We start from the raw sequence: 22157 nt of genomic DNA, 5'->3' as shown, positions 1-22157 counted from the left end.
GAATGCCAGTTGACGGTGATTCATGCGGGGAGACGTCGCGGGGGTGGTGGACCGTGTCCGAGCAGTCCGGTGCGGCGCAGGTGTCGCTGGCCGAGCGGGCGGCCGCCGACGGCACGACGTTCGTGCTCGCGACCTTCGTCGACCTCGACGGCAAGCCGTGCGCGAAGCTCGTCCCGGCCGCCGCGCTCGACCGCGCGCAGGCCGACGGTGTCGGCTTCGCGGGCTTCGCCGCCGGCGGCACGGGCCAGGTCCCCGGCGACCCGGACATCATCGCCATCCCCGACCCGACCTCGTACGTGGCGCTGCCGTTCGTCCGGCCCGGCCTCGCCATGGTGCAGTGCGACCCGCATGTCGACGGCGCGCCGTGGCCGTACGCGCCGCGGATCATCCTGCGCCGGATGGCCGAGCGGCTCGCCGCCGCCGGGATGTCCCTGCGGGTCGGCGCGGAGTGCGAGTACTTCCTCGTCCGCCGGTCCGCCGACGGCTCGATCGTGCCCGCCGACGCCGATGACCGGGCGGCGAAACCCTGCTACGACGCCCGCGACCTCACCCGCATGTACGACCACCTCACCGAGGTCTCCGCGGCACTCAACGGCCTGGGCTGGGACAACTACGCCAACGACCACGAGGACGGCAACGGCCAGTTCGAGCAGAACTTCGCCCACGCCGACGCGCTGACCACCGCCGACCGGGTCATCGCCTTCCGCTACCTGGTCCGGATGATCGCCGAGCGCCGCGGGATGACCGCCACCTTCATGCCCAAGCCGTTCGGCGGGCTGACGGGCAGCGGCATGCACCTGCACATGTCGCTGTGGGCGGGGTCGGAGCCGCTGTTCCCCGACGCCGGCGATCCCCGCGGGCTCGGCCTGTCCAAGCTGGCGTACTCGTTCGTCGCGGGCGTGCTCAGCCACGCCCCGGCCCTGCTCGCCCTGCTCACCCCGACGGTGAACTCGTTCAAGCGGACCGGCGCGCCGGCGACGAACTCCGGCGCCACCTGGACGCCGACCCGGGCCACCTACGGCGGCAACGACCGGACCCATCTCATCCGGGTGCCTGACGGCGACCGGGTGGAGATCCGCGTGGTGGACGGCGCGGCCAACCCCTATCTCGCGATCTCCGGGCTGATCGCGGCCGGGCTCGACGGCATCGACACGGGACTTGATCCGGGCCCGGTCGGCGACCCCGGCGGAGTCGGCGGGCTGCCCGCCCGCGCCGCCGAGCTGCCGCCGACCCTGCTGCACGCCGTCGAGGCCTTCACCGTCGACCCGGTGCTGACCGGGGCCCTGGCCGTGGCCGGCGGCGGCGGGGACGTCCCGGCCTACTACGCCGCCCGCCGGCGCGCCGAGTTCCTGGAGTGGCACAGCCAGGTCGGCGCGTGGGAGGTCGACCGCTACCTCACGGCGTTCTGACCCGACGCCGCGGACCGATCAGCCGGGGAGGCGCCATGTGTGGCATCGCGGGCCTGCACCTGAAGGACCACGCCCTGCGGGAGCGGCTCGGCTCCATGGTGACCGGCATGCTGCGCGGCGTCGCCGAACGCGGCCCGGACTCGGCGGGCGTCGCCATCCACGACCCGGGCGGCCTGCGGGTGCGCAAGGACGTCGGCGACCCGCTGGCCTTCGCCGACCGCATTGACCTGGCCGGCCAGACGGGGCTGCGCGCGCTCGCGCACACCCGGATGGCGACCGAGTCCGCGGTCACCGCGGCCCACTGTCATCCGTTCGTGGCCGGCACCGCCCCGGCGGCGGACGGAAGCCCCGCGCCGCCGGGCGGTATGCCGTTGGACGGTACAGAGCTCTGCCTCGTCCACAACGGGTCGTTCGCCAACCACGCGACGATCCGCCGCCGACTGGCCGCGGCCGGGGTCACCACCGAGACGGACAACGACTCGGAGGTCGCCGCGCGCTACCTGGCGGCCCGCCTGGGGGCCGGCGACGACCTCGCCGCCGCGCTGCGCCGACTCACCGCGACCTTCGACGGCTTCTTCACCCTCGCCGTGACCACGGCGGACAGCTTCGCCGTCGTGCGGGACCCGATCGGCTGCAAGCCGGCGATCATCGCCGAGACCGACCAGTGGGTGGCGATGGTCTCGGAGTACCGGGCGCTGCTCGGCCTGCCCGGCCTGGCCGACGCGACCGTGTTCGAACCGGAGCCGGAGGAGGTCTACCTGTGGGCGAGCTGACCACGGCGGTGCACGACCCGGACAGCGCCGACAGCGCCGACAGCGCCGACGAGGTCGTGTTCGACCTCGCGGTGATGTCGACGCGGCACGTGAACGCGGCGCTGCGGGCGCTGCCGGCCGGTGCGCGGGCCCAGGTGGTGAATCCCGCCGGCCGGCACAACCTCGCCGTCGGGCTGAGCCGGGCGATCCGGGTGCGGATCGCGGGCCCGGCTGGCTACTACGTCGGTGGCCTCGGCGCCGCGGCCGACGTCGACGTCGACGGGCCGGCCGGCTGGGGGGTGGGGGAGAACCTGATGTCCGGCACGGTCCGGGTGCGCGGTGCGGCCAGCCAGAGCGCCGCGGCCAGCGCGCACGGCGGCCTGGTCGTCGTCGAGGGCGACGCGTCGCTGCGCGCCGGCATCTCGCTCAAGGGCGGCCGGCTCGCGGTGGCCGGGGACGTCGGGCGGTACTGCGCGTTCCTCGCCCAGGCGGGAACGATCCTCGTCGGCGGCGACGCCGGGGAGGCGCTCGGCGACTCGCTCTACGAGGCGGTCATCTACGTCGCCGGCCGGGTCCGCGGCCTCGGCACCGACGCCCGCGTCGAGGACCTCACCGACGCGGACGTCGCCGCGGTGCGGGCGCTGGCCGCCGACGCCGGCTTCGACCACGTCGACCCGCAGAACGTCACCCGGGTCGCCTCGGCCCGCTCGCTCTACCACTTCGACACCGCCCAGCACGCCGCCTACTGACGGGAGTCGACGATGTCCCGGTACGAGATGATGTCCCGGTACGAGATGATGTCCCGGTACGAGATGATGTCCCGGTACGAGATGATGTCCCGCGACGACGCGATCGACGGCAGCCCGGTGCACCACACCTTCGGCCCGCCGGTGATCGCCGGGATCCGGGAGCGCGCCGAACTCGGCCGCTACCCGATCCGCGGCTGGGGGGCCCGCCGGGCCGTGCCGGACTTCGACGACCTGCTCCTGCTGACCGCCAGCGCCTCCCGGTATCCGCTGGAGGGCTACCGGGAGCGCTGCGACACCCGGACCGTCCTGGGCGCGCGGCGCGCGGCCCGGCCGGTCGTCCTGGACATTCCGATCACGATCGCCGGGATGTCGTTCGGCTCGCTGTCGGCGAATGCGAAGGAGGCACTGGGCCGCGCCGCGTCGCAGGTGGGGACGTCGACGACGACCGGGGACGGCGGGATGACGCCGGAGGAGCGCTCGGCGTCGCGCACGCTGGTCTACCAGTGCCTGCCGTCGCGGTACGGGTTCAACCCGGTCGACCTGCGGGCCGCCGACGCGGTGGAGATCGTGCTGGGCCAGGGCGCGAAGCCCGGCGGCGGCGGGATGCTGCTCGGCCAGAAGGTCGGCGCCCGGGTGGCCGGGATGCGCACCCTGCCCGAGGGGGTCGACCAGCGCTCGGCGAGCCGGCACCCGGACTGGACCGGCCCGGACGACCTGAAGATCAAGATCGAGGAGATCCGGGAGGCCACCGACTGGCAGGTCCCCGTCTACGTGAAGATCGGGGCCACCCGGGTCGACCATGACGTCCGCCTCGCGGTGGCCGCCGGCGCCGACGTGGTCGTCGTGGACGGCATGCAGGGCGGCACCGGCGCGACCCAGGACGCGTTCATCGAGCACACCGGCATCCCCACCCTCGCCGCCGTGCGTCTCGCCGCCGACGCGCTGGCCGACCTCGGTCTCACCGGCGACGTCGGGCTGATCATCTCCGGCGGCGTCCGGACCGGCGCGGACGTCGCCAAGGCGCTCGCCCTCGGCGCGGACGCGGTGTCCCTCGGCGTCGCCCCGCTCATCGCGCTGGGCTGCAACGCCCCGACCTACCGGCTGCCCGCCGCCGGCGAACCGGCCGGGGCCGGGGCCGGGATCGAGGTCGACGTGAGCGCGGAGTACACCGCGCTCGGCACCGCGCCGGGCCACTGTACCCACTGCCACACCGGGGCCTGCCCGGTCGGCATCACCACCCAGGACGACGCGCTTGCCGCCCGGCTCGACCCGGCGCTCGGCGCGCGGCGGGTGGCGAACTACCTGCGGGCGCTGGCGATGGAGACGACGATGCTCGCCCGCGCCTGCGGCAAGAGTGACGTGCACCGGCTCGAACCGGAGGACCTCGTCGCGCTCACCGTCGAGGCGGCGGCGATGGCCCGGGTCCCGTTGGCGGGCACCGACTGGATCCCGGGCCGGTGAGCGGCCCGGCGAGCGCCGAGGTCGTCATCGTCGGCGGCGGCATCGAGGGCGCGGCGACCGCCTGGGCGCTGACCAGCAGGGGCGTGTGCGACGTGGTCGTCCTGGAACGGTCGACGGTCGGCTCGGGCGGCACCGGCCGTTCCAGTGGCATCGTCCGCTGCCACTACGGGGTGCGGTCGCTGGCGGTGATGGCCTGGTGCGGGGTGCGGCTGTTCACCCACGCCGCCGAGATCCTCGGCGTGCCCGGCGGAGTCGGTTTCGAACAGGTCGGCTACCTGGTCGGCGTCGGGCCCCGGGACGCCGCGGCGCTCGCGGCGAACGTGGCGGCCGTGGCCGAGGCCGGCGTCGACACCCGGCTCGCCGACCCGGCCGAGGTCGCGGCGCTGTGGCCCGAGGTGGAACTCGGCGACTTCGCCGCCTTCGCCTACGAGCCGCACGGCGGCTACGGCGACGCCTACCGGACCTGTCACGCCTACCTGGCGGCGGCGCGGCGCGGCGGCGTGCGGGTGCGTCAGGGGGCAACGGTGGTCCGCATCCTCACCGACGGCGACCGGGCGGTCGGCGTGGAGCTGGCCGACGGCAGCCGGATCGCGGCGGGCACCGTCGTGCTCGCCGCCGGGGTGTGGTCCGCGGCACTGGCCGCGCAGGTGGGGGTGGGCCTGCCGCTGCGGGCCCAGCGCGAGCAGATCCTGCTGGTCACCCCGGGCGCGCCGGTCGCCGGCCGACCTGTGCTGTCCGACCTGGTCGGGTTGCAGTACCTGCGGCCCGAGCGGTCCGGCGCACTTCTCGTCGGGAACAGCGACCACAGCCGACCACAGTGGGTCGACCCCGACGACTACCGGTCCGGCGCCGATCCCGCCTATGTCGAGACGGCCGTGAGCCGCTTCGCCCACCGCTTCCCCGGCCTGCCGGACGTGGCGTTGGCGTCGTCCTACGCCGGGTGCTACGACGTCACTCCCGACTACAACCCGATCATCTCGACCACCCCGGTCGAGGGTCTGATCGTCGCGGCGGGGTTCAGCGGGCACGGTTTCAAGATCTCGGTCGCCGTCGGGGAGCTCGTCGCCGATCTTGTGGTCGACGGGGACTCCGGCCACCCGCTCATCCCCGCGGCGGACTTCCGGCTGTCCCGGTTCGCGGAGAACGCGCCCCTGGTCAGCCCGCATCCCTACGTGGGGGCCGGGCAGATGCGCTGAGCGCCCCGCGCGGGACGGAGCCGGCTGGCGGCCGGTCAGGAGGTGTCGTGCGTCCCGTAGGCGGTGACGGACAGGAAGCGGATCGGCAGCTCCAGCAGCCGCACCGGGCCGTGCGGGCCCTGGCCGTCGAACATCAGCGCGTCGCCGGGAGTCAGCACGTAGCGGGCCTCGCCGTGGCCGTACTCCAGCACCCCGTCGAGGACGTAGAGGAACTCGGTGCCCTCGTGCTGGAACAGCGGGAACACCTCGCTGGCCTCACTGAGGGTGACCAGCAGCGGCTCCATTCGCCGGGGGCCGCCCCGCAGCGTGCCGAGCAGCTCGTAGAGGTGGCCCACCCGGCTGCCGCGCCGGACGATCCGTGCACCGTGCCCGGCGGGCACGAACACCGCCTCCCGCTCGTCGTCGACGCCCCGGAACAGCGCGGTCACCGGCACCCCGAGGCCGGTCGCGAGCCGGCTGAGGGTGGACAGGCTGCACGAGGTCTGGGCGTTCTCGATCTTCGAGAGCATGGCCTTGGACATCTCCGTGCGCCGGGCCAGCTCGGCCACGGACAGCGCGGCGGCGAGCCGGTACTCCCGGACGCGGGCGGCGATGACCCGTTCGAGGGCCTGCTCGCCCGGCGCGCTGGACACCTGTCCAGCGTAGGGCGTTGCCCGCCTGGCCAGGTCAGCCCCGCATCCGGCCGGCCCGGGAGCAGGCCCGGCGCCGGGCGCCGGCGTGCGATGGCCCGGTTTGCCGGCGGGCCGCACCCGGGTAGGGGTCGGAAGGTAATTGCAATCTAACTAATTGTGATGACAACGGTCGTGGTGGCGGCACGTGACGCCCGCGCGTCGCGACAAGGGCCGATCACGACGATGACGTTGCGAGCTGACGACGGAGGTGGAGTCATGGCGCTTCCCACGCGCAACGGTCCCGAGGGCGTGGCCCTCGCGGGCCGCTGGGACCCGTTCCGCGAGATCGAGGAGGCCTGGAGTCGGATGGGCAGCCTGCTCGGCGACGTCGCGGGCGGTGCCGGTCGCCCGCTCGGCGTGCTGGCCGGTGCGGCACTGCCGGTCGACGTCGAGGAGACCGACGACGCCTTCGTCGTGGAGCTCGAACTGCCCGGCGCGCGCCGCGAGGACGTCGCCATCGACCTGCGAGACAACGAGCTGCACGTCAGCGGCGAGGTCCGCGAACGGGAGAAGGCCGGGATCGCACGGCGCCGGACGCGGCGCTTCGGCCGGTTCGAACACCGCGTCACCCTTCCCGGCGAGGTCGACGTCGAGGGCGTCACCGCGAGCCTGTCGGACGGCGTCCTCACGGTGACACTGCCGAAGGCGAGCCGCAGCCAACCGCGACACATCGAGATCACCATCGGAGACGCCGGTGGCCCGGCCAGGGAGGCCGGTGGCCCGGCCAGGGAGGCCGGTGGCCCGGCCAGGGAGGCCGGTGGCCCGGCCAGGGGCGCCGACGCGCCGGCGCGTGATGGCGGCGACCGGGACATCGGTGGCACGGCGGCGGCGGAGGGTGGCGCCCGCCCGGCCGGCTACGGCGGAATGACCACCGGCGACGCCGCCGAGGGCGAAGGACTGGGCCGCGAGTTCCGCTGAGCGCGGCACACGGCACCTTTCGCGACGGCTTTCGGACAGGAGTCGGGCGAATCCCCCGTGTCCAGGCACACTATGGTGCGTCTGGCGATCGAGGGAGAGTGTGCGTGCCTGGGACCCCGCTTCACGTCAGCACCCCGGCCGGCGAGGTGACGCTTGACGGTGACGCGCGCGTCGCGATCGGCCGAGCCCGGGTGGCGGACATCGTGATCAATGATGGCCGGGTGTCGCGCCGACACCTGGTGCTGCAGCCGGTCGGGACGGGCTGGCGCATCGAGGATGTCAGCGCCAACGGTCTGTGGCAGGACGGTCGCCGCGTTGGCGACCAGGAGATCGTCGGTGAGATGCGGCTGCGGCTGGGCGCCGCGGACGGCCCGGAGGTCCTCCTGCAGCCCGGCCGGCCGGCGGCCCCGCCGACCGCGCCGACCCGCGGTCCGGACTCGGCGCCGATCTCGATCGAGGACCTGGCGTCGTTCGCGTCGGGCGCCCCGCCCGTCGAGGTGCCGCCGACGCCGGTGACCGCCCTGGCCGAGCCGTCCGGCGCGGCCAGGAAGCCCGCCGGGGTGGGGGTGCCGGGCCAGCCGGTGGGTCCGCCGTCCGGCTCCTGGCCGGTAGACCCGGCGACGACGCAGAGCGAACTCGTCCACTCCCGCCGTCGGGTGCACCCGCTGGTGCCCGGGCGGATGCGGCTGGGCCGCTCCCGCAGCAACGAGGTGACCGTCGCCGACCTGCTTGCCTCCCGCCACCACGCCGAGCTCACCATCTCCCTCGGCGTGGTGGAGCTGGTGGACCTCGACTCGGCGAACGGCACGTTCGTCAACGGCCACCGGGTCGGCCGGGCGTCGATCAGGCAGCGCGACGTCATCGCGATCGGGCATCACCTGTTCCAGCTCGAGGGCAGCTCGCTGGTCGAGTACGTCGACTCCGGCGACGTCGCCTTCGAGGTGCAGGACCTGTCGGTGTTTGCCGGGAGCAAGCAGCTCATGCACGACCTCACCTTCCGGCTGCCCGGCCGCTCCCTGCTCGGGGTGGTCGGCCCCAGCGGCGCGGGCAAGTCGACGTTGCTCAACGCGCTCACCGGCTTCCGGCCTGCCGACGGCGGCGCGGTCCGCTACGCCGGCCGTGACCTCTACGCCGAGTACGACGAGCTGCGGCGCCGGATCGGCTACGTCCCCCAGGCCGACCCGCTGCACGACCAGCTCACCGTCCGCGAGGCCCTGCTCTACGGCTCGGAGCTGCGCTTCCCCGCCGACACCACCGGCGAGGAGCGCCGCGCCCGGGTCGAGGAGGTCATCGGCCAGCTCGGGCTGACCGCGCACGCCGACACGCGGGTGTCGCAGCTCTCCGGCGGCCAGAAGAAGCGCACCAGCGTCGCGCTGGAGCTGCTGACCCGGCCCTCGCTGCTGTTCCTGGACGAGCCGACCTCCGGGCTCGACCCGGCGAACGACCAGTCGGTGATGGAGACGCTGCAGGGCCTGGCGAAGGGCGGCGGCGCCGGCTCCGCCGACGAGAGCGGCCGGACGGTCATCGTCGTCACCCACAGCGTGCTGTTCCTGGACCTGTGCGACTTCATCCTGGTGCTCGCGCCCGGCGGTCACGTCGCCTACTTCGGGCCCGCGGACGGCGCGCTGCGCTTCTTCGGCAAGCAGGACTTCCGTGAGTTCGCCGCCGTTTTCCGGGAGCTGGAGGCGACCCCGGGCGACCAGATGGCGGCCCGCTTCCGGGCGTCGGAGTTCTTCGTGCCGTCCGCCGTGGTGGCACCGGCGGTCCGCAAGGCGCCACCGGAGCTGCCCAGCATCCGCCAGCAACCGGTGCTCGCGCAGCTCGGCACGCTGACCCGGCGCTACTGGCGGGTGGTCCTCGCCGACCGCTCCTACCTGCGGCTGATCGTCGCGTACCCGTTCCTGCTCGGCATCGTCCCGCGGATCCTGCAGTCACCGGACGGCCTGGGCCCGCTGCCGGACCGACCGAACGCCGGCGCGGCGAAGGTCCTCGTGGTGCTGGTGCTGTGTGCCTGCTTCATGGGGATGGCCAACTCCGTCCGCGAGATCGTCAAGGAACGGGCGATCTACCGACGAGAACGGACGATCGGGCTGTCCCGGACGGCCTACCTCGGTTCCAAGATCATACTTCTGTCGGTGATCACCACCGCGCAGTGCGTCGTGTTCACCCTGATCGCGATCACCGGGCGGACCCCGCCGGAGGCCGTGGTTCTCGGCTCACCGCTGCTGGAATGCCTGGTGGCAGTGATCGTCGGCGCGCTGGCCTCGATGATGATCGGCCTGTTCGTGTCCTCGCTGATCGACAACGCCGACAAGGCGATGCCGATCCTCGTCCTGGTCACCATGGGTCAACTGGTGTTCTCCGGCGGCCTGACGTCCATGACGGGCCGACTCGTGCTGGAGCAGCTCAGCTTCCTCGTCCCGTCCCGCTGGGGTTTCGCCGCGCTGGCCAGCACCGACGACCTCAACGTCACCGCCAAGCTCGGCAACCCGACCCTGCGCAACGACCCGCCCGACACACTCTGGGACCACAATGCGCGCACCTGGCTGACGGATGTCGGGCTCGGCGTCGTGATCTGCGTGGTGGCGCTCGCCCTGACCGCGCTCATGCTGCGGCGCATCGAGCCCAAGGTGACCCGGATCGCCGGCCCGGCGCAGACGGGCCCCGGCGGCTCCGGCACCCACCCGGCGGCCCCCCAGGTCCCCGCCGGGCGCAAGGCGCGCCGCTGAACGGTCAACCGTGGTCGCCGGGCCCGGCGCCGAGCCCGCGCCCGGCGACCAGCTCGGCGACCTCCTCGCACCAGAAGGCCAGCCCGCACAGCTGGTAGGTCAGCGGGCCACGGGTCAGCGCCGGCCTGTTGTGCTCGAACAGCGCGTGGCCGGCAACCTGCAGGGCCCAGCTCGCGGCGAACATCGCCACGCCCACCCGTGGCCTGGCCGCCACCAGTGGCAGCGAGAAGGCCACCCCGGGAATGCCGACGAGATGGGTCAGCCGGATGCCCCGGCTGGTGTGCTGCGAGCGGTAGAAAGCCATCTTCGTGGCGAACGACGCCGCCCGGTCCGGTGGCCGAGTGTCACCGGGCGCCGGGTCGGCCGGCGACGTCCTCGGGTGGACAGACATCTGATCCCCTCCTTCTCGACCCGCACCTCGCGGGCCCCCGCGGGGCCCACCGAATGATCCTTCCCGCGGTGGTACGAGGCCAGCCCGCGCGGCGGCGCCAGGTTGCGGGCCGCCTCTGGGAGAGATAGGACCCTTTCGTGAGTCGGGCTGGCGCGGCACCGGACGGGACGCCGCGCGGCGGCGTCGGCCGGTTGCTCACCGTCCTGACCGTCGCGACGCTGCTGCAGTGGCTGGGGTCGTTCGCGATCGCGCCGCTGCTGCCGCTGTACCTGGAGGGCCGGGACATCCCCGCGGCCGGCATCGGCGTGGTGATGGCGGCCTTCTTCCTCGGCGCGCTGCTGTCGCAGTACCTGGCGGGACGGGCCAGCGCGATCCACGGTCACCGCGTGGTGCTGCTCGTCGGCCTGGCCGGCTACGCCGCCGGGTGCCTCGGCCTGTACCTGTCGGCCGGGGTCGAGGCGGCGTCGGCCGCCCGGGTGCTGCAGGGCGCCGGCGCGGGAGCCTTCGAGGTCGCCACCCTGACGGCGGTCGCCACCGCGGTCGCCCCGCGCCTGCGGGGCAGGGCCTTCAGCGCCGTCTACACCGGGCAGCTCCTCGGTGTCACGATCGGCCCACTGTTCGGCGGGCTCGCCGGCGAACAGCACCTGGACGCGCTGTTCCTCGCCAGCGGAGCCGCCGGCGTGCTGGCCTCGCTGCCGGTCCTGTGGCTGCTACCGGCCACCGCCGCGGCTGGCGGACCCGCGTCCACAGCCGGACCCGCGTTCACAGCTACACCCGTGCCGGCCGCCGGGCCCGCGTCCACCGCGGCGCCCGCGAGAGCCGGCCGGCTGATCACCCGGGGTCTGGCGGGCCTGCTTCTCATCGCGGCCAGTGACGGGCTCACCAGTGGCGTGTACGAGACGTGCTGGAGCCTGCTGATGCGGCGGGAGGGGGTCTCGACGGCCGTGATCGGCCTGACCTTCACCCTGTTCGGGCTGCCCTACCTGCTGTTCGCCTGGCCGGCGGGCTGGCTCGCCGACCACCGGGACCGGCGGGTGCTGATCGTGGCGAGCGTGGTGTCGCGCGCCGCGGCGGTCGCCAGTTACCCGTTCCTGCCGCTGCTGTCCGTCGTCCTGCTGGTCGGCTGCCTTGAGGGCGTACTGCTCTCCGTCAGCCGGCCGGCGGCGCAGTCGCTGCTCGCCCAGGAGAGTGCCGCCGCCAGCGTGGCGGGGCGCGGCCAGGGGCTGTTCGCGACGACGCAGACCGCCGCGACGGTGGTCGCGTCGCTGGCGTCAGGGGCGCTGTTCGCGCTCGACCACCGGCTGCCGTTCGTCCTGGCCGCGGCCTCGCTGTTGGTCTGCGCCCTGCTCGCGCCCGTGCTGTGGCGCGCGGTCGCGGGGACCGAACGGTCGATACCCGTTCGCTCGACCCTCGTGGGTCAGATCCTGCCGGACGGGGACGCGGCGACCGGACCGTGACACCGGCGGTAGCCGGTCCGGACGTCAGCCCCCGCTCCCGGCGGCTGTCCGCAGCGCCTCGGCGAGCAGCCGGACCGCCGCGGGGATCTCCTCGGCGCGGATTCCGGCGTAGGACAGCCGCAGGTGGGCGCCAGCCTGCTCGCCGATGGTGAAGTAGCGGCCCGGCAGCACGGCCACGCCGAGGCGACCCGCCTCGCGGGCGACCACGAGGTCGTCAACGCCGGTGGGCAGCCGCAGGAAGATGTTCACTCCGCCGCGCGGCGCGGTGAACGAACACTCGGGCAGGTGCTGGGTGAGCGCGCCGACGAGCGCTGCCGCCCGCTGTTGCAGGGCGGTCCCGACCGACCGCAGTTGCGCCGCCCACGCGGGCCCGCTGACCAGCTCGATCGCGGTGTGCTGCAACGGGCGGGAGACGAAGAAGTCATCGACGATCCGCATCGCCGCGATCCGACTCATCACCGGGCCGCGGGCGATCACCGCGCCGACTCGCAGGCTCGGCGCGAGAATCTTGGTCAGCGACACGATCGTGATGACCTGACCCCGGTCGTCGTCCTGCGACAACGGCGGGGGCGGCGGGGTGCGGGCGAAGCCGAGCCAGCGGGCGTAGTCGTCCTCGATGACGAACGCCCCGGCGGCCCGACAGATCTCCAGTACCTCCGCGCGCCGCGACGCGGCGAGCACGCTGCCGTCCGGATTGGCGTAGGTCGGCTGGATCACCAGGAGCCGGGCGGAGCTGCGGGCGAACGCGCTCCGCAGGAGTTCGGGCCGGATGCCGTCGTGGTCGCCGGGCACCGGGATCGGTATCAGCCCCGCGCTGCGGGCGACGGCGAGCGCGCCGGGGTAGGTGGGGGTCGAGAACAGCACCGGCTGACCGGCGGGCAGGATCGCCCGGAACGCCGCCGACAACGCACCCTGGCTGCCCGCGGTGACCAGGACGTTCTCCGGGTCGGCGCCGAGCAGGCGGCCGAACCAGCTGCGCAGTTCCGCCAGCCCCGCGGTGGGCGGGCTGGCCCAGGCATCCGGCCGGCGCGCGGCCCGGCTGACGGCGACGGACAGCCGGCCGTCCGCCCGCAGGCTCGCGTCGAGATAGCCGGCGCCGAGCTGGAAGCCGGTGGCGCCCGCGGCCTGGAAGATCGTGTCGACGCCGGCGGAGTGCACGGGGCTCGGGCCGAGCGCGACCTGCTGCCAGTCGGTGTCGCCGACCTGCACCGCCGGCCGCGCGGAGATGAAGGTGCCCGCTCCGGGCCTGGTCACCAGCCGTCCCTCGGCGACCAGCCGGCCCAGCGCCCGCTGCACGGTCACCGGGCCCACGCCGAGCCGTTGCTGCAGGGCCCGGGTGCTCGGCAGTTTCTCCCCGACGGCTCCGATTTCCGCGAGTCGACGAAGCTCATTGACCACCCGGTCGATACTGCTATCGTTGACCATGAAGAATGATAATAGCGCTTTCATTCCGGGTGATGTGCCGCTACCCGCCACTGACCTCGTCCGCCCGGGCGGGCCGAACGATGCCTGAGCTCCTGCTGCTGGGGCTGTTCGCGGCCGTGATCGGCGTGGCGGCCAGGTTCGGTCCGGACACCCGAGACCCTCGTTACCGACTTTTCCCCCCGTCCGTGGGTCACTCGACCCCGTCCGGCGGCGACCCCCTGGCCGGTAGCGCTGGTTCTCCTGCGCCCGCGGACCAGGCCGAACCGCTGTCGGGGGGCTCCGGTCCCGCCCCGAGCGTGGGCGACGGTGCGCAACGCCTCGCTTCGAAGCCCGCCGGTGAGGGCGTCGGGCGGCCCGCCGGCGCCGCCTGAGCGCTGCGCTACCACGGTAAGATGACAATTGTCGCGCTCCGCGACGGAAATGTGGGCTCGGTGTCCGCCCGACGCCCCCCAGGGATCGTCGACGGCGGGGCTCAGACTGCCCGCGAAAACCCTGAGGTAGGAATAAACGTGCAGGTCAGGTGGTGATTGGGGTGCGCCCCGCGGAGGCGAGTTAGACCTCGCCGAGGCGGCCACAGTGGCGGAAACCCCATGTGGTCGGTCGATTGACGGGCGCTAAGGTGAGCCCGCCGGAGTTAGTCGCCGTGGGGGATGGGTATGGAGATCGTCTTCTTGTGCGAGCAGTACCCGCCGATCATCTGGGATGGGGCGGGGGTGTACACGCATGACATCGCCCATGCCCTGGTTGCCCTGGGGCACCGGGTGCACATCGTCTGCGCGCAGGGCCGCCGCCGCACCGACGAGGATCACGACGGCGTCCAGGTCCACCGCCGGCCGCTGCTGCGCCTGCCGGTCAGCCGCTTCCTCGGCCCGCTGGGCCGGCCGATGCAGGGGGCGAACCACCCCCGTGACTCCCTCGCCCTGCGGTTCGTCCTCGCGATCTCCTACGCGTTCTGGCTTCGCCGCCTGGACCTGCACCCGGACGTCATCGAGACGCAGGACGGTGAGACCCGTGGCCTGCAGGTCGCCATGAAGCGGGACCGCCCGTTGGTGATCCACCTGCACACGCCGACGATGATGGATGTCCGTCTGCGGGAGGGGAAACTGCACGGCCGCGGCGCCCTGGCCGACCGGATCGACCGGTTCTCCGCGCTGCGCGCCAACGCCCGCACCGCGCCGTCCGAGCTGATCGTCACCACGCTGCGTGGCTTCGGCTGGCTGAAGAAGACGACCGACGCCGACGTCATCCCCTACCCCTTCGACCGCACGCCGTACGCGGAGGTCGTCCCGCCGCAGGGAACCGACCAGACGATGCTCGTCGTCGGCCGGCTGGAGTGGCGCAAGGGCCTGGACGTGCTCCTCGATGCCGCCGCGCTGCTCAAGGAACGCGGGGTGTCGCCCACCGTCGTGTTCGCCGGCCAGTCGTCCGGCGTCATCGACGGCGTCCCGACCGGTACCTGGCTGGAACGCCGGGCGGTCGAGCTCGGCGTCGCCTACCGGTTCACCGGCCACCTCAGCCGGCCGGAGCTGGTCAAGGCCTACGAGGAGGCCCGGGTGGTGGTCGTGCCCAGCCGGTTCGAGAGTTTCTCGATCGCCGGCCTGGAGGGGATGGCCTCCGGCCGCGCCGGGGGGGGCGCCCCCCCCCCCCCCCCGGGCCCCCCCCGGGGCCGGCCCCCCCCCCCCCCCCCCACCACACCACGCCGCCCTCACCTGGCGGCGGTTCAGGAGGCCGGGTGCGGACCCGGCGGGGTGGCGGCGATCGACTGCCCGGCGGCGACGGCGCGGGCCAGCGCCCCGATGTCCGCCTGGTCGGTGAACAGCCCGTCGATCCCGGCTTGCAGGTAGGCGACCTGCTCGTCGATCGCGCGGCCGAAGTCGTTCGGCGCGGTGCCGCGCTGGTAGTCCTTCGGCAGGAAGCTGTTCTCCGCGCGGAACGTGTAGGGGTGCAGCAGCAGGCCGGCGGCGTGCGCGTCGGTGACCAGCGATGTCGCCCGGCCGAGGGTCCCGTCGGGGTTCTTCGGGATGACCTGCAGCTTGTCCGGTCCGATGCCGGTGGCGTACACGGCGATGGCCCGCAGCCCGGCCGGGGTGACCAGGTCCGCGTAGGTCCGCCTGTCCCCGGCGGCGACCAGGTCGAACGGCGCGCCGGTGGCGGACAGCAGCTGCACGACCCGGGTGCGCAGGCCCAGTGTGCGCAGCTCGGCGAGGTTCGTCGTCTCGAAGGACTGCACGAACACCGGCGCGTCGGCGCGGTTGAGCCCGTACCGGCCGAGTGTGTCGAGCAGGCGCTGCTCCAGTGGCAGACCGGCCTTGGCGAAGTACGTCGGGTGCTTGGTCTCCGGGTAGACGCCGATCTCCCGCCCGAGTTCCCGGGACAGCCGCGCCCGCAGCTCGAGGACCTCGGTGAACGTCGGGATCTCGAACAGCCCGTCGTACATGGAGTTTTCCTGGCGGACGTCGGGCAGACGCTCCCTGGCCCGCAGCGTCTTCAGCTCTGCCAGGGTGAAGTCCTCGGTGAACCAGCCGGTGGTCGCCGTGCCGTCGAGGGAGACGGTCCTGCGGCGGGCGGCGAACTCGGGATGGTCGGCGACGTTCGTCGTCCCGCCGATCTCCGGTTCGTGCCGGGCGACGAGCACCCCGTCCTTCGTCGGGACGAGATCGGGTTCGATGAAGTCCGCGCCGAGGCGGGCACCGAGCTCGTAGGAGGCCAGGGTGTGTTCCGGGCGGTAGCCGGCCGCACCCCGATGACCGATGACCAGGGTGGTGCGCCGAGGCGCCGAACCGGCGGCCAGGGCCGGTCCGGCGACGGCCAGCGGGGCGGCGGTCAGCGGTGCGACGGCAAGGCCCGCGAGTACCTGGCGGCGGTCCACGGCTCCTCCAGCGTGCCCGGCGGCGATCGTCGCCGCGCGTGGGCGCCCGACCAGCCAAGCGGGTCCAGGTGGCGACCAGGGGCACCGGGTCTTACCCGCCGTGGTCGCCGCGTCTACGGCTCGGTGAACGTCACCGCCGGCCTGGGAGGACCTCTGGCGGGCCACCGCGTTCACCGATGGCAGCGCCGCGACCACGACACTGCCCGGTACCTGATCCGCCGCGGGCGGTGGGCGCGCGGGTCCCGGCCAACTGCGGGTATCGTCACCCATCACGGTCATGTCGTGGCCGACCGCGGTGGCTGGTCCGCCGCGGTCCGTGGAGACCGGCGGCGGGAAGGTGCACATGGCGCTCGGCGGCCCCCTCTACGCGCTTTACACCCGGCGGCTGCGCCGCGCGGTCATGACCGGCCCGCTGCCGACCCACGTCGGGCTCGTCATGGACGGCAACCGCCGGTGGGCCCGCGAGATGGGCATGGCCAACCCCAGCCTCGGCCACCGCTACGGCGCCGAGCACGCCGAGGACGTGCTGTCGTGGTGCGAGGCGGTCGGCATCCGCCACGTCACCGTGTTCGTCTGCTCGACGGAGAACCTCCAGCGCCGCGACGACACCGAGGTCGCGTTCCTGATGGGCGTCATCGAGCAGGTCGTCTCCGACCGGCTCGCCCGGCCCGACGCGCGCTGGCAGGTCCACCTCGCCGGGATGCTCGACGTGCTGCCCGACTCGACCGCCCGGGTCCTCAAGGACGCCGTCGAGACGACCCGGGACTGCGCCACCGGCTTCCACGTCACCCTCGCCGTCGGCTACGGCGGGCGCCAGGAAGTCATCGAGGCGCTGCGTGAGCACCTGCACGAACGCGCCGAGGCGGGGGACTCCCTCGCCGACGCCGCCGCCTCGCTGACCATGGACGACATCGCCCGCCACCTCTACACCGCCGGCCAGCCCGACCCGGACCTGGTCATCCGCACCTCCGGCGAACAGCGGATGTCGAACTTCCTGCTGTGGCAGAGCGCCTATTCGGAGCTGTACTTCTGCGAGGCGTACTGGCCGGCGTTCCGGGAGATCGACTTCCTGCGGGCGCTGCGCAGCTTCGCCGCCCGCGAACGCCGCCACGGCAGCTGAGGGCACGCCACTCGCGCGCACCTGGGGGCCAGATCGAGCGCCTTCGCCTGGTCGGGGCTGGTCCCGTCCGCTGGCGGAGGATCGGTCGCGGGGCGTGACCGTGGCGGGGGTGTCCGCAGGGGAAGGCGGCAATGTGGGTCCCTGCGGTCGGATTCCCGCCTGAAATGTCGCCCAGAGGGACCCACACGCGCCCCCTCCCACGCAACCCGGTGACGGTGAGTGAGGGTAGGGCGGTCGGCGACCGTGTTCGCCTCCCTGGTGGACCAGAAACAGCTTTTCTTTGGCACTGGGTGCCATTACAGTCTTCCAGCGGGGAGCAGGCACGCCAGCCCGTTCTCCGCCACCCAGCCGTGCGCAGATCCAGGGAGTTGCCGTGGAGCCGTCCGTGCTCGAGCAGGTCGACCAGGTCACCGAGGCGGTGCCCGCCGCGTCCGACGACGCCGCGGACGCCATCGTCGCCGACCTCCTCGTCGAGGAGGTCTCCATCGACGGCATGTGCGGCGTCTACTGAGCGCCGTTTCCCCCGAGCGGCCCGCCGGCCCGGCTGCCGGCGGGCCCGCGCCCGGGGATCCCGCGGCCGGTTCCGGGGACACGGGCACCGGTGGCACCGGGTTCGATCTGGACCGGGCGTGGCAGCTGCACCCGCAGGTATCCGTGCGGCCCGAGGCGTTCGGCGCACTGCTCTACCACTTCGGCACCCGCCGGTTGTCGTTCCTCAAGGAGCCGGGTCTGCTCGCGCTGGTCCAGGCGTTGCCCGCGCATCCCAGCGCGCGCGCCGCGGCCGCCGCGGCGGGCCTGCCCGCAGCCCAGCTCGACCGCTACCAGCGGGCGCTGGCGACCCTCGCCGCGTCCCACATGATCGTCGAGGGGAAACCAGCGTGAGCACCGCAGCCCCGGCGCGTCTCGTCGACCACTTCGCCCGCGGCCTGGCCGCGCCGATCTGCCTGACCTGGGAACTCACCTACGCCTGCAACCTCGCCTGCCGGCACTGCCTGTCCAGCTCCGGGCGCCGCGACCCCCGGGAGCTGTCGACGGAGGAGTGCAAGGCCGTCATCGACGAGCTCGAACGGCTCCAGGTGTTCTACGTCAACATCGGTGGCGGCGAACCGACGATCCGCCCGGACTTCTGGGAACTCGTCGACTACGCCACCGCCCACCACGTCGGGGTGAAGTTCTCCACCAACGGCGTGCGCATCACCCCCGAGATCGCCGCGCGCCTGGCCGCCAGCGACTACGTCGACGTCCAGATCTCCCTCGACGGCGCCACCGCCGACGTCAACGACGCCGTGCGCGGCCCCGGCTCGTATGACACCGCGATCCGGGCGATGGAGAACCTCGCCGCCGCCGGGTTCCGCGGGTTCAAGCTGTCCGTCGTCGCGACCCGGCACAACATCGGCCAGCTCGACGGCTTCGCCGCGATCGCCGCGCGCTACGGCGCCCAGCTGCGCCTGACCCGGCTGCGCCCCTCGGGGCGCGGCGCCGACGTCTGGGACGAGCTGCACCCCACCGCCGACCAGCAGCGTGAGCTCTACGACTGGCTGGTCGCCTCGGGGGAGCAGGTGCTCACCGGCGACTCGTTCTTCCACCTGTCCGCCTACGGCGAGGCCCTGCCCGGGCTGAACCTGTGCGGCGCCGGCCGGGTGGTGTGCCTGATCGACCCGGTCGGGGACGTCTACGCCTGCCCGTTCGCCATCCACGAGGAGTTCCTCGCCGGCAACGTGCGCGACACCGGCGGGTTCACCTCGGTGTGGCGGACCTCGGAGCTGTTCGCGGCGCTGCGCGAACCGCAGTCCGCCGGGGCGTGCGCGTCCTGCGGGCACTTCGACTCGTGTCGCGGCGGCTGTATGGCGGCGAAGTTCTTCACCGGCCTGCCACTGGACGGCCCCGACCCCGAATGCGTCGTCGGCCACGGCGTCGACGCGCTGCTCGCCCGCGGCGACGTCGCCCCGCCGCGCCCGTCCGTCGACCACTCCCGGCCGGGACGTTCCGGCCGCCGCGGGAGCGGTCCGGTCCCGGTGACGATCGGCCCGGCCCCCAGCACTCTGGCGCCGGCACGGCCGCCGGTGAGCGCCTGCCAGGAGGATCCGCTCGCCGGATTCGACCCGGTCCTCGCCGCGCGCGGCTGACCGGGAGACCGTCCTGGGCCGTTCCTGCCTGCCTGCCTGCCCGGCCGGGTGTGTCCTGGACGGACCTGGCCGGCGCCAGGCTTGCGCAGACACGCGCCCGGAACTCTCCACCGTCGTGTCCCGACGTCCCCGGTCACCAACCTGACCTAGATAATCAACGCTGTTGACGGCGTCCGGCCAACACGAATGTGCAGTGGGCTGTCGCCGCGTATGGTCTCGGTCGGGAAGGGCGGTCGAGGTGCATGGGCAGCGGGCGGACAAGGAGCGGACAAGGATCTGACGGCCAAGGCGCACGATGAGTGACGCAATCCGGGCGGACGGGCTGGTCAAGACGTTCGGGGCCACCCGGGCGCTCGACGGGCTGGACCTGACCGTGCGCGTCGGTGAGGTGCACGGTTTCCTCGGGCCCAACGGAGCCGGCAAGAGCACGACGCTGCGCATCCTGCTCGGGCTGATGCGGGCGGACGCGGGGAGGGCGACCGTGCTGGGCGGGGAGGCCTGGCGGGACGCGACCGCGCTGCACCGCCGGCTCGCCTACGTGCCCGGCGACGTCACGCTCTGGCCGAACCTGTCCGGGGGCGAGGCGATCGATCTCCTCGGCCGGCTGCGCGGCGGGCTGGACCCGCGCCGGCGGGCGGAGCTGCTGGACCGGTTCGACCTGGACCCGCGCAGAAAGGCCCGGTCCTACTCGAAGGGCAACCGGCAGAAGGTCGCGCTGGTGGCCGCGCTCGCGTCGAACGTCGAGCTGCTGATGCTCGACGAACCGACGAGCGGCCTCGACCCGCTGATGGAGGAGCAGTTCCGGGAGGTGATCCGCGAGGAACAGCGCCGGGACGGGCGTACCGTGCTGCTCTCCAGCCACATCCTCGCCGAGGTCGAGGCGCTGTGCGCGCGAGTGACGATCATCCGCGGCGGCCGGACGGTCGAAGCGGGCTCACTGGACGAGATGCGTCACCTCACCCGGACCTCCGTGACGGCCGACCTCACCGCGACGGCCGATACGGCGGCGACCGCCGCGGGCCTGGCGGGCCTGTCCGGCGTCCACGCGCTGTCGGCCGACGGCGACCGGATCACCTTCGAGGTGGACGCGGGCGCGCTCACCCCCGCGCTGGCCCGGCTGGCTGCGGCCGGCGTGCGTGGCCTGGTGAGCCGGCCGCCGACGTTGGAGGAGCTGTTCCTCGGACGGTACGACCGCGGCGGCGACGCACCCGCGTGGGCACCGCGATGACCAGCTTGCGGGGAACCGGCGCGCTGACGCGGCTGGCGCTGCGGCGCGACCGGGTGCTGCTGCCGATCTGGATCTACACGGTCGGCATCATCCCGGTCAGCCTGGCGGTGTCGTTCGCCCACCTGTACCCGACCGCCGCCGACCGGACGGGTTTCGCGGCGACCAGTGCGCGCAACGGCACGTTCACCGCGCTCTACGGTCGGCTTTCCGGTTCCAGTCTCGGTGAGCTGGTCGCCTGGCGCGGTGGGTTCCTCCCGATCGTCTCCGGCCTGCTCAGCCTGCTCGTCGTCATCCGGCACACCCGGGCCGAGGAGGAGGCCGGCCGGCGGGAGCTGATCGGGTCGACGGCCGTCGGTCGGCAGGCGGGGCTGGCGGCGGCGCTCGTGGTCGCGTTCGGCGCGAACCTGGGCACCGCGCTGGTGACCGCGGTGGTGCTGAGTCTGCGCGGCCTGCCGGTGGCCGGGTCCGTCGCGGTCGGCCTGGAAGGGGCGGCCGCGGGCTGGATCTTCGCCGCCGTCGGGGCCGTGGCCGCCCAGCTCACGGCGGCCGCCGGGGCTGCGCGTGGGATCGCGGTCGGCGTCCTCGCCGCGTCCTGGGCCGCGCGGATCGTGGGGGATCGTGGCGGTTCGGTCACACCCGGCGGTCCAGGCGGCGCGCTGGAGTGGCTGTCGTGGGTCTCGCCGATCGGGCTGGTCCAGCGCGTCCACCCGTACGCCGGACCGTCCGGAGCCCGCGTCTGGTGGGTGTTCGGCGTGGCCGCGGGCGTCGCCGTCGCCCTCGTCGCCGTGGCCGCCGCGCTGTCGGCGCGGCGTGACCTCGGCGCCGGGCTGCTGGGGGACCGGCTCGGACCCCCAGCGGCGTCGTCGGCCTTCCGGTCGCCGTGGGCGCTGGCCTGGCGGCTGCACCGGGGCCTGCTCGCCGCCTGGGTCGTCGGGTTCGCGCTGCTCGGCCTGGTCTTCGGTTCCGTCGCCAACGGCGTGACGGATCTGGTCGGCGACAACCCGGGCCTGCGTGAGACCTTCGCCCGCCTCGGCGGTCGTCAGGGACTGGTCGACGCCTACCTGGCCACCGTCATGTCCCTGCTCGGGATGATCGTCGCCGGCTACGCCATCCAGGCGGTGCTACGCCTGCGTGCCGAGGAGGTCAGCGGCCGGGCCGAGGCTGTCCTGGCCTCCGCTGTCGGCCGGTCTCGCTGGGCCGCCAGCCATCTCGTCTTCGCGGCGCTCGGCCCGACGGTCGCGATGCTGCTCGCCGGGACCGTCACCGGCCTCGTCCACGGCGCGGCCGCCGGCCGTGTCGGCCGCGAGACAACCCACGCGGTGGGCGCCGCGGCGGTCGAGCTGCCCGCCGTCGCGGTGCTCGCGGCGCTCGCGCTCGCCCTGTTCGGTCTGGCTCCGCGGCTGTGGCCGGTCAGCTGGGGGGCGCTGGCCGGCTGCCTGCTCCTCGGCGTCGTCGGCTCCGGCCTGAATCTCAGTCACTGGCTGGTCGACGTGTCGCCCTTCACGCACACCACCCGGCCGCCCGGCGGCTCCGTCGCCGCGACCCCGCTGGTGGTCCTGGGCCTGCTCGCCGCAACCCTCGCCGCCGCGGGTCTCGTCGGCCTGCGTCGCCGGGACCTTCCCACCGCCTGATCGCGCGGCACGCCCAACGCCGGAG

Annotated in this window: 18 protein-coding genes and 1 pseudogene; 15 read left to right on the top strand and 4 right to left on the bottom strand. The window is 73.8% G+C overall.

The annotated features are described in order from the left end of the window. Positions 1-53: 53 nt before the first annotated feature. From glnT to MXD60_RS10275, 5 genes are all read left to right on the top strand, one after another. Complete coding sequence (gene glnT / locus MXD60_RS10295) at positions 54-1409, top strand: type III glutamate--ammonia ligase (protein ID WP_248818790.1); 1356 nt, start codon at positions 54-56, stop codon at positions 1407-1409. Between the two features lie 35 nt (positions 1410-1444). Next, positions 1445-2182, top strand: coding sequence for a class II glutamine amidotransferase domain-containing protein (locus tag MXD60_RS10290; RefSeq protein WP_248818789.1), 738 nt, complete (start codon positions 1445-1447; stop codon positions 2180-2182). Next, complete coding sequence (locus MXD60_RS10285) at positions 2170-2910, top strand: glutamate synthase (RefSeq protein WP_248818788.1); 741 nt, start codon at positions 2170-2172, stop codon at positions 2908-2910. The genes MXD60_RS10290 and MXD60_RS10285 overlap by 13 nt, the downstream gene beginning before the upstream one ends. A gap of 84 nt (positions 2911-2994) precedes the next feature. Next, entirely contained in the window at positions 2995-4371 is a 1377-nt protein-coding gene (locus tag MXD60_RS10280) for an FMN-binding glutamate synthase family protein (RefSeq protein ID WP_368861207.1), read from the top strand. Then, a complete protein-coding gene (locus tag MXD60_RS10275) occupies positions 4368-5567 on the top strand; it encodes an NAD(P)/FAD-dependent oxidoreductase (protein WP_248818786.1) in 1200 nt (399 codons plus the stop codon). The genes MXD60_RS10280 and MXD60_RS10275 overlap by 4 nt, the downstream gene beginning before the upstream one ends. Positions 5568-5602: 35 nt before the next feature. Here MXD60_RS10275 and relB read toward each other — a convergent pair whose 3' ends face one another. After that, the gene (relB, locus tag MXD60_RS10270) at positions 5603-6199 is read right to left on the bottom strand and encodes a type II toxin-antitoxin system RelB family anti-toxin (protein ID WP_248818785.1); all 597 of its coding nucleotides are present in this window, start codon (positions 6197-6199) and stop codon (positions 5603-5605) included. Between the two features lie 255 nt (positions 6200-6454). Here relB and MXD60_RS10265 point away from each other — a divergent pair, with 255 nt between their 5' ends. Next, positions 6455-7156, top strand: a complete 702-nt coding sequence (locus MXD60_RS10265; RefSeq protein ID WP_248818784.1) for an Hsp20/alpha crystallin family protein — start codon at positions 6455-6457, stop codon at positions 7154-7156. A gap of 104 nt (positions 7157-7260) precedes the next feature. Then, positions 7261-9885 carry an ATP-binding cassette domain-containing protein gene (locus MXD60_RS10260; protein ID WP_248818783.1) on the top strand — a complete coding sequence of 875 codons (2625 nt, stop codon included), beginning with the start codon at positions 7261-7263 and terminating at the stop codon, positions 9883-9885. Positions 9886-9889: 4 nt separating this feature from the next. On the opposite strand, the gene MXD60_RS10255 is transcribed toward MXD60_RS10260, so the two are convergent. Then, positions 9890-10276 carry a DUF962 domain-containing protein gene (locus tag MXD60_RS10255; protein ID WP_248818782.1) on the bottom strand — a complete coding sequence of 129 codons (387 nt, stop codon included), beginning with the start codon at positions 10274-10276 and terminating at the stop codon, positions 9890-9892. A gap of 137 nt (positions 10277-10413) precedes the next feature. On the opposite strand from MXD60_RS10255, the gene MXD60_RS10250 reads away from it, so the two are divergent. Then, entirely contained in the window at positions 10414-11733 is a 1320-nt protein-coding gene (locus tag MXD60_RS10250) for an MFS transporter (RefSeq protein ID WP_248818781.1), read from the top strand. Between the two features lie 24 nt (positions 11734-11757). On the opposite strand, the gene MXD60_RS10245 is transcribed toward MXD60_RS10250, so the two are convergent. Next, on the bottom strand, positions 11758-13158 hold the full coding sequence (locus MXD60_RS10245) for an aminotransferase-like domain-containing protein (RefSeq protein WP_248818780.1): 1401 nt from the start codon (positions 13156-13158) through the stop codon (positions 11758-11760). Between the two features lie 656 nt (positions 13159-13814). Between MXD60_RS10245 and MXD60_RS10240 the strand changes: the two genes are divergently transcribed. Continuing rightward, on the top strand, positions 13815-15002 hold the full coding sequence (locus tag MXD60_RS10240; protein WP_248818779.1) for a glycosyltransferase family 4 protein: 1188 nt from the start codon (positions 13815-13817) through the stop codon (positions 15000-15002). On the opposite strand, the pseudogene MXD60_RS10235 reads toward MXD60_RS10240, so the two are convergent. Then, positions 14885-16027: pseudogene (locus MXD60_RS10235) on the bottom strand (glycerophosphodiester phosphodiesterase); the annotation flags it as partial. The gene MXD60_RS10240 and the pseudogene MXD60_RS10235 overlap by 118 nt on opposite strands. Positions 16028-16370: 343 nt before the next feature. Between MXD60_RS10235 and uppS the strand changes: the two are divergent. From uppS to MXD60_RS10205, 6 genes are all read left to right on the top strand, one after another. Then, on the top strand, positions 16371-17147 hold the full coding sequence (gene uppS / locus MXD60_RS10230; RefSeq protein ID WP_248818812.1) for a polyprenyl diphosphate synthase: 777 nt from the start codon (positions 16371-16373) through the stop codon (positions 17145-17147). A gap of 373 nt (positions 17148-17520) precedes the next feature. Continuing rightward, a complete protein-coding gene (mftA, locus tag MXD60_RS29355; RefSeq protein ID WP_248818778.1) occupies positions 17521-17658 on the top strand; it encodes a mycofactocin precursor MftA in 138 nt (45 codons plus the stop codon). Beyond that, a complete protein-coding gene (gene mftB / locus MXD60_RS10220; RefSeq protein WP_248818777.1) occupies positions 17643-18029 on the top strand; it encodes a mycofactocin biosynthesis chaperone MftB in 387 nt (128 codons plus the stop codon). Before mftA ends, mftB begins: the two co-directional genes overlap by 16 nt. Next, entirely contained in the window at positions 18026-19273 is a 1248-nt protein-coding gene (mftC, locus tag MXD60_RS10215) for a mycofactocin radical SAM maturase (protein ID WP_248818776.1), read from the top strand. The genes mftB and mftC overlap by 4 nt, the downstream gene beginning before the upstream one ends. Before the next feature lie 295 nt (positions 19274-19568). After that, on the top strand, positions 19569-20501 hold the full coding sequence (locus tag MXD60_RS10210; RefSeq protein WP_248818775.1) for an ABC transporter ATP-binding protein: 933 nt from the start codon (positions 19569-19571) through the stop codon (positions 20499-20501). Beyond that, positions 20498-22132: an ABC transporter permease gene (locus MXD60_RS10205; RefSeq protein ID WP_248818774.1), complete on the top strand. Its 1635-nt coding sequence runs from the start codon at positions 20498-20500 to the stop codon at positions 22130-22132. Before MXD60_RS10210 ends, MXD60_RS10205 begins: the two co-directional genes overlap by 4 nt. Positions 22133-22157: the final 25 nt, after the last annotated feature.

It is taken from the genome of Frankia sp. AgB32, assembly GCF_023243045.1.
Taxonomy (GTDB): Bacteria; Actinomycetota; Actinomycetes; order Frankiales; family Frankiaceae; genus Frankia.
This window is presented reverse-complemented; position numbering and strand designations above follow the sequence as displayed.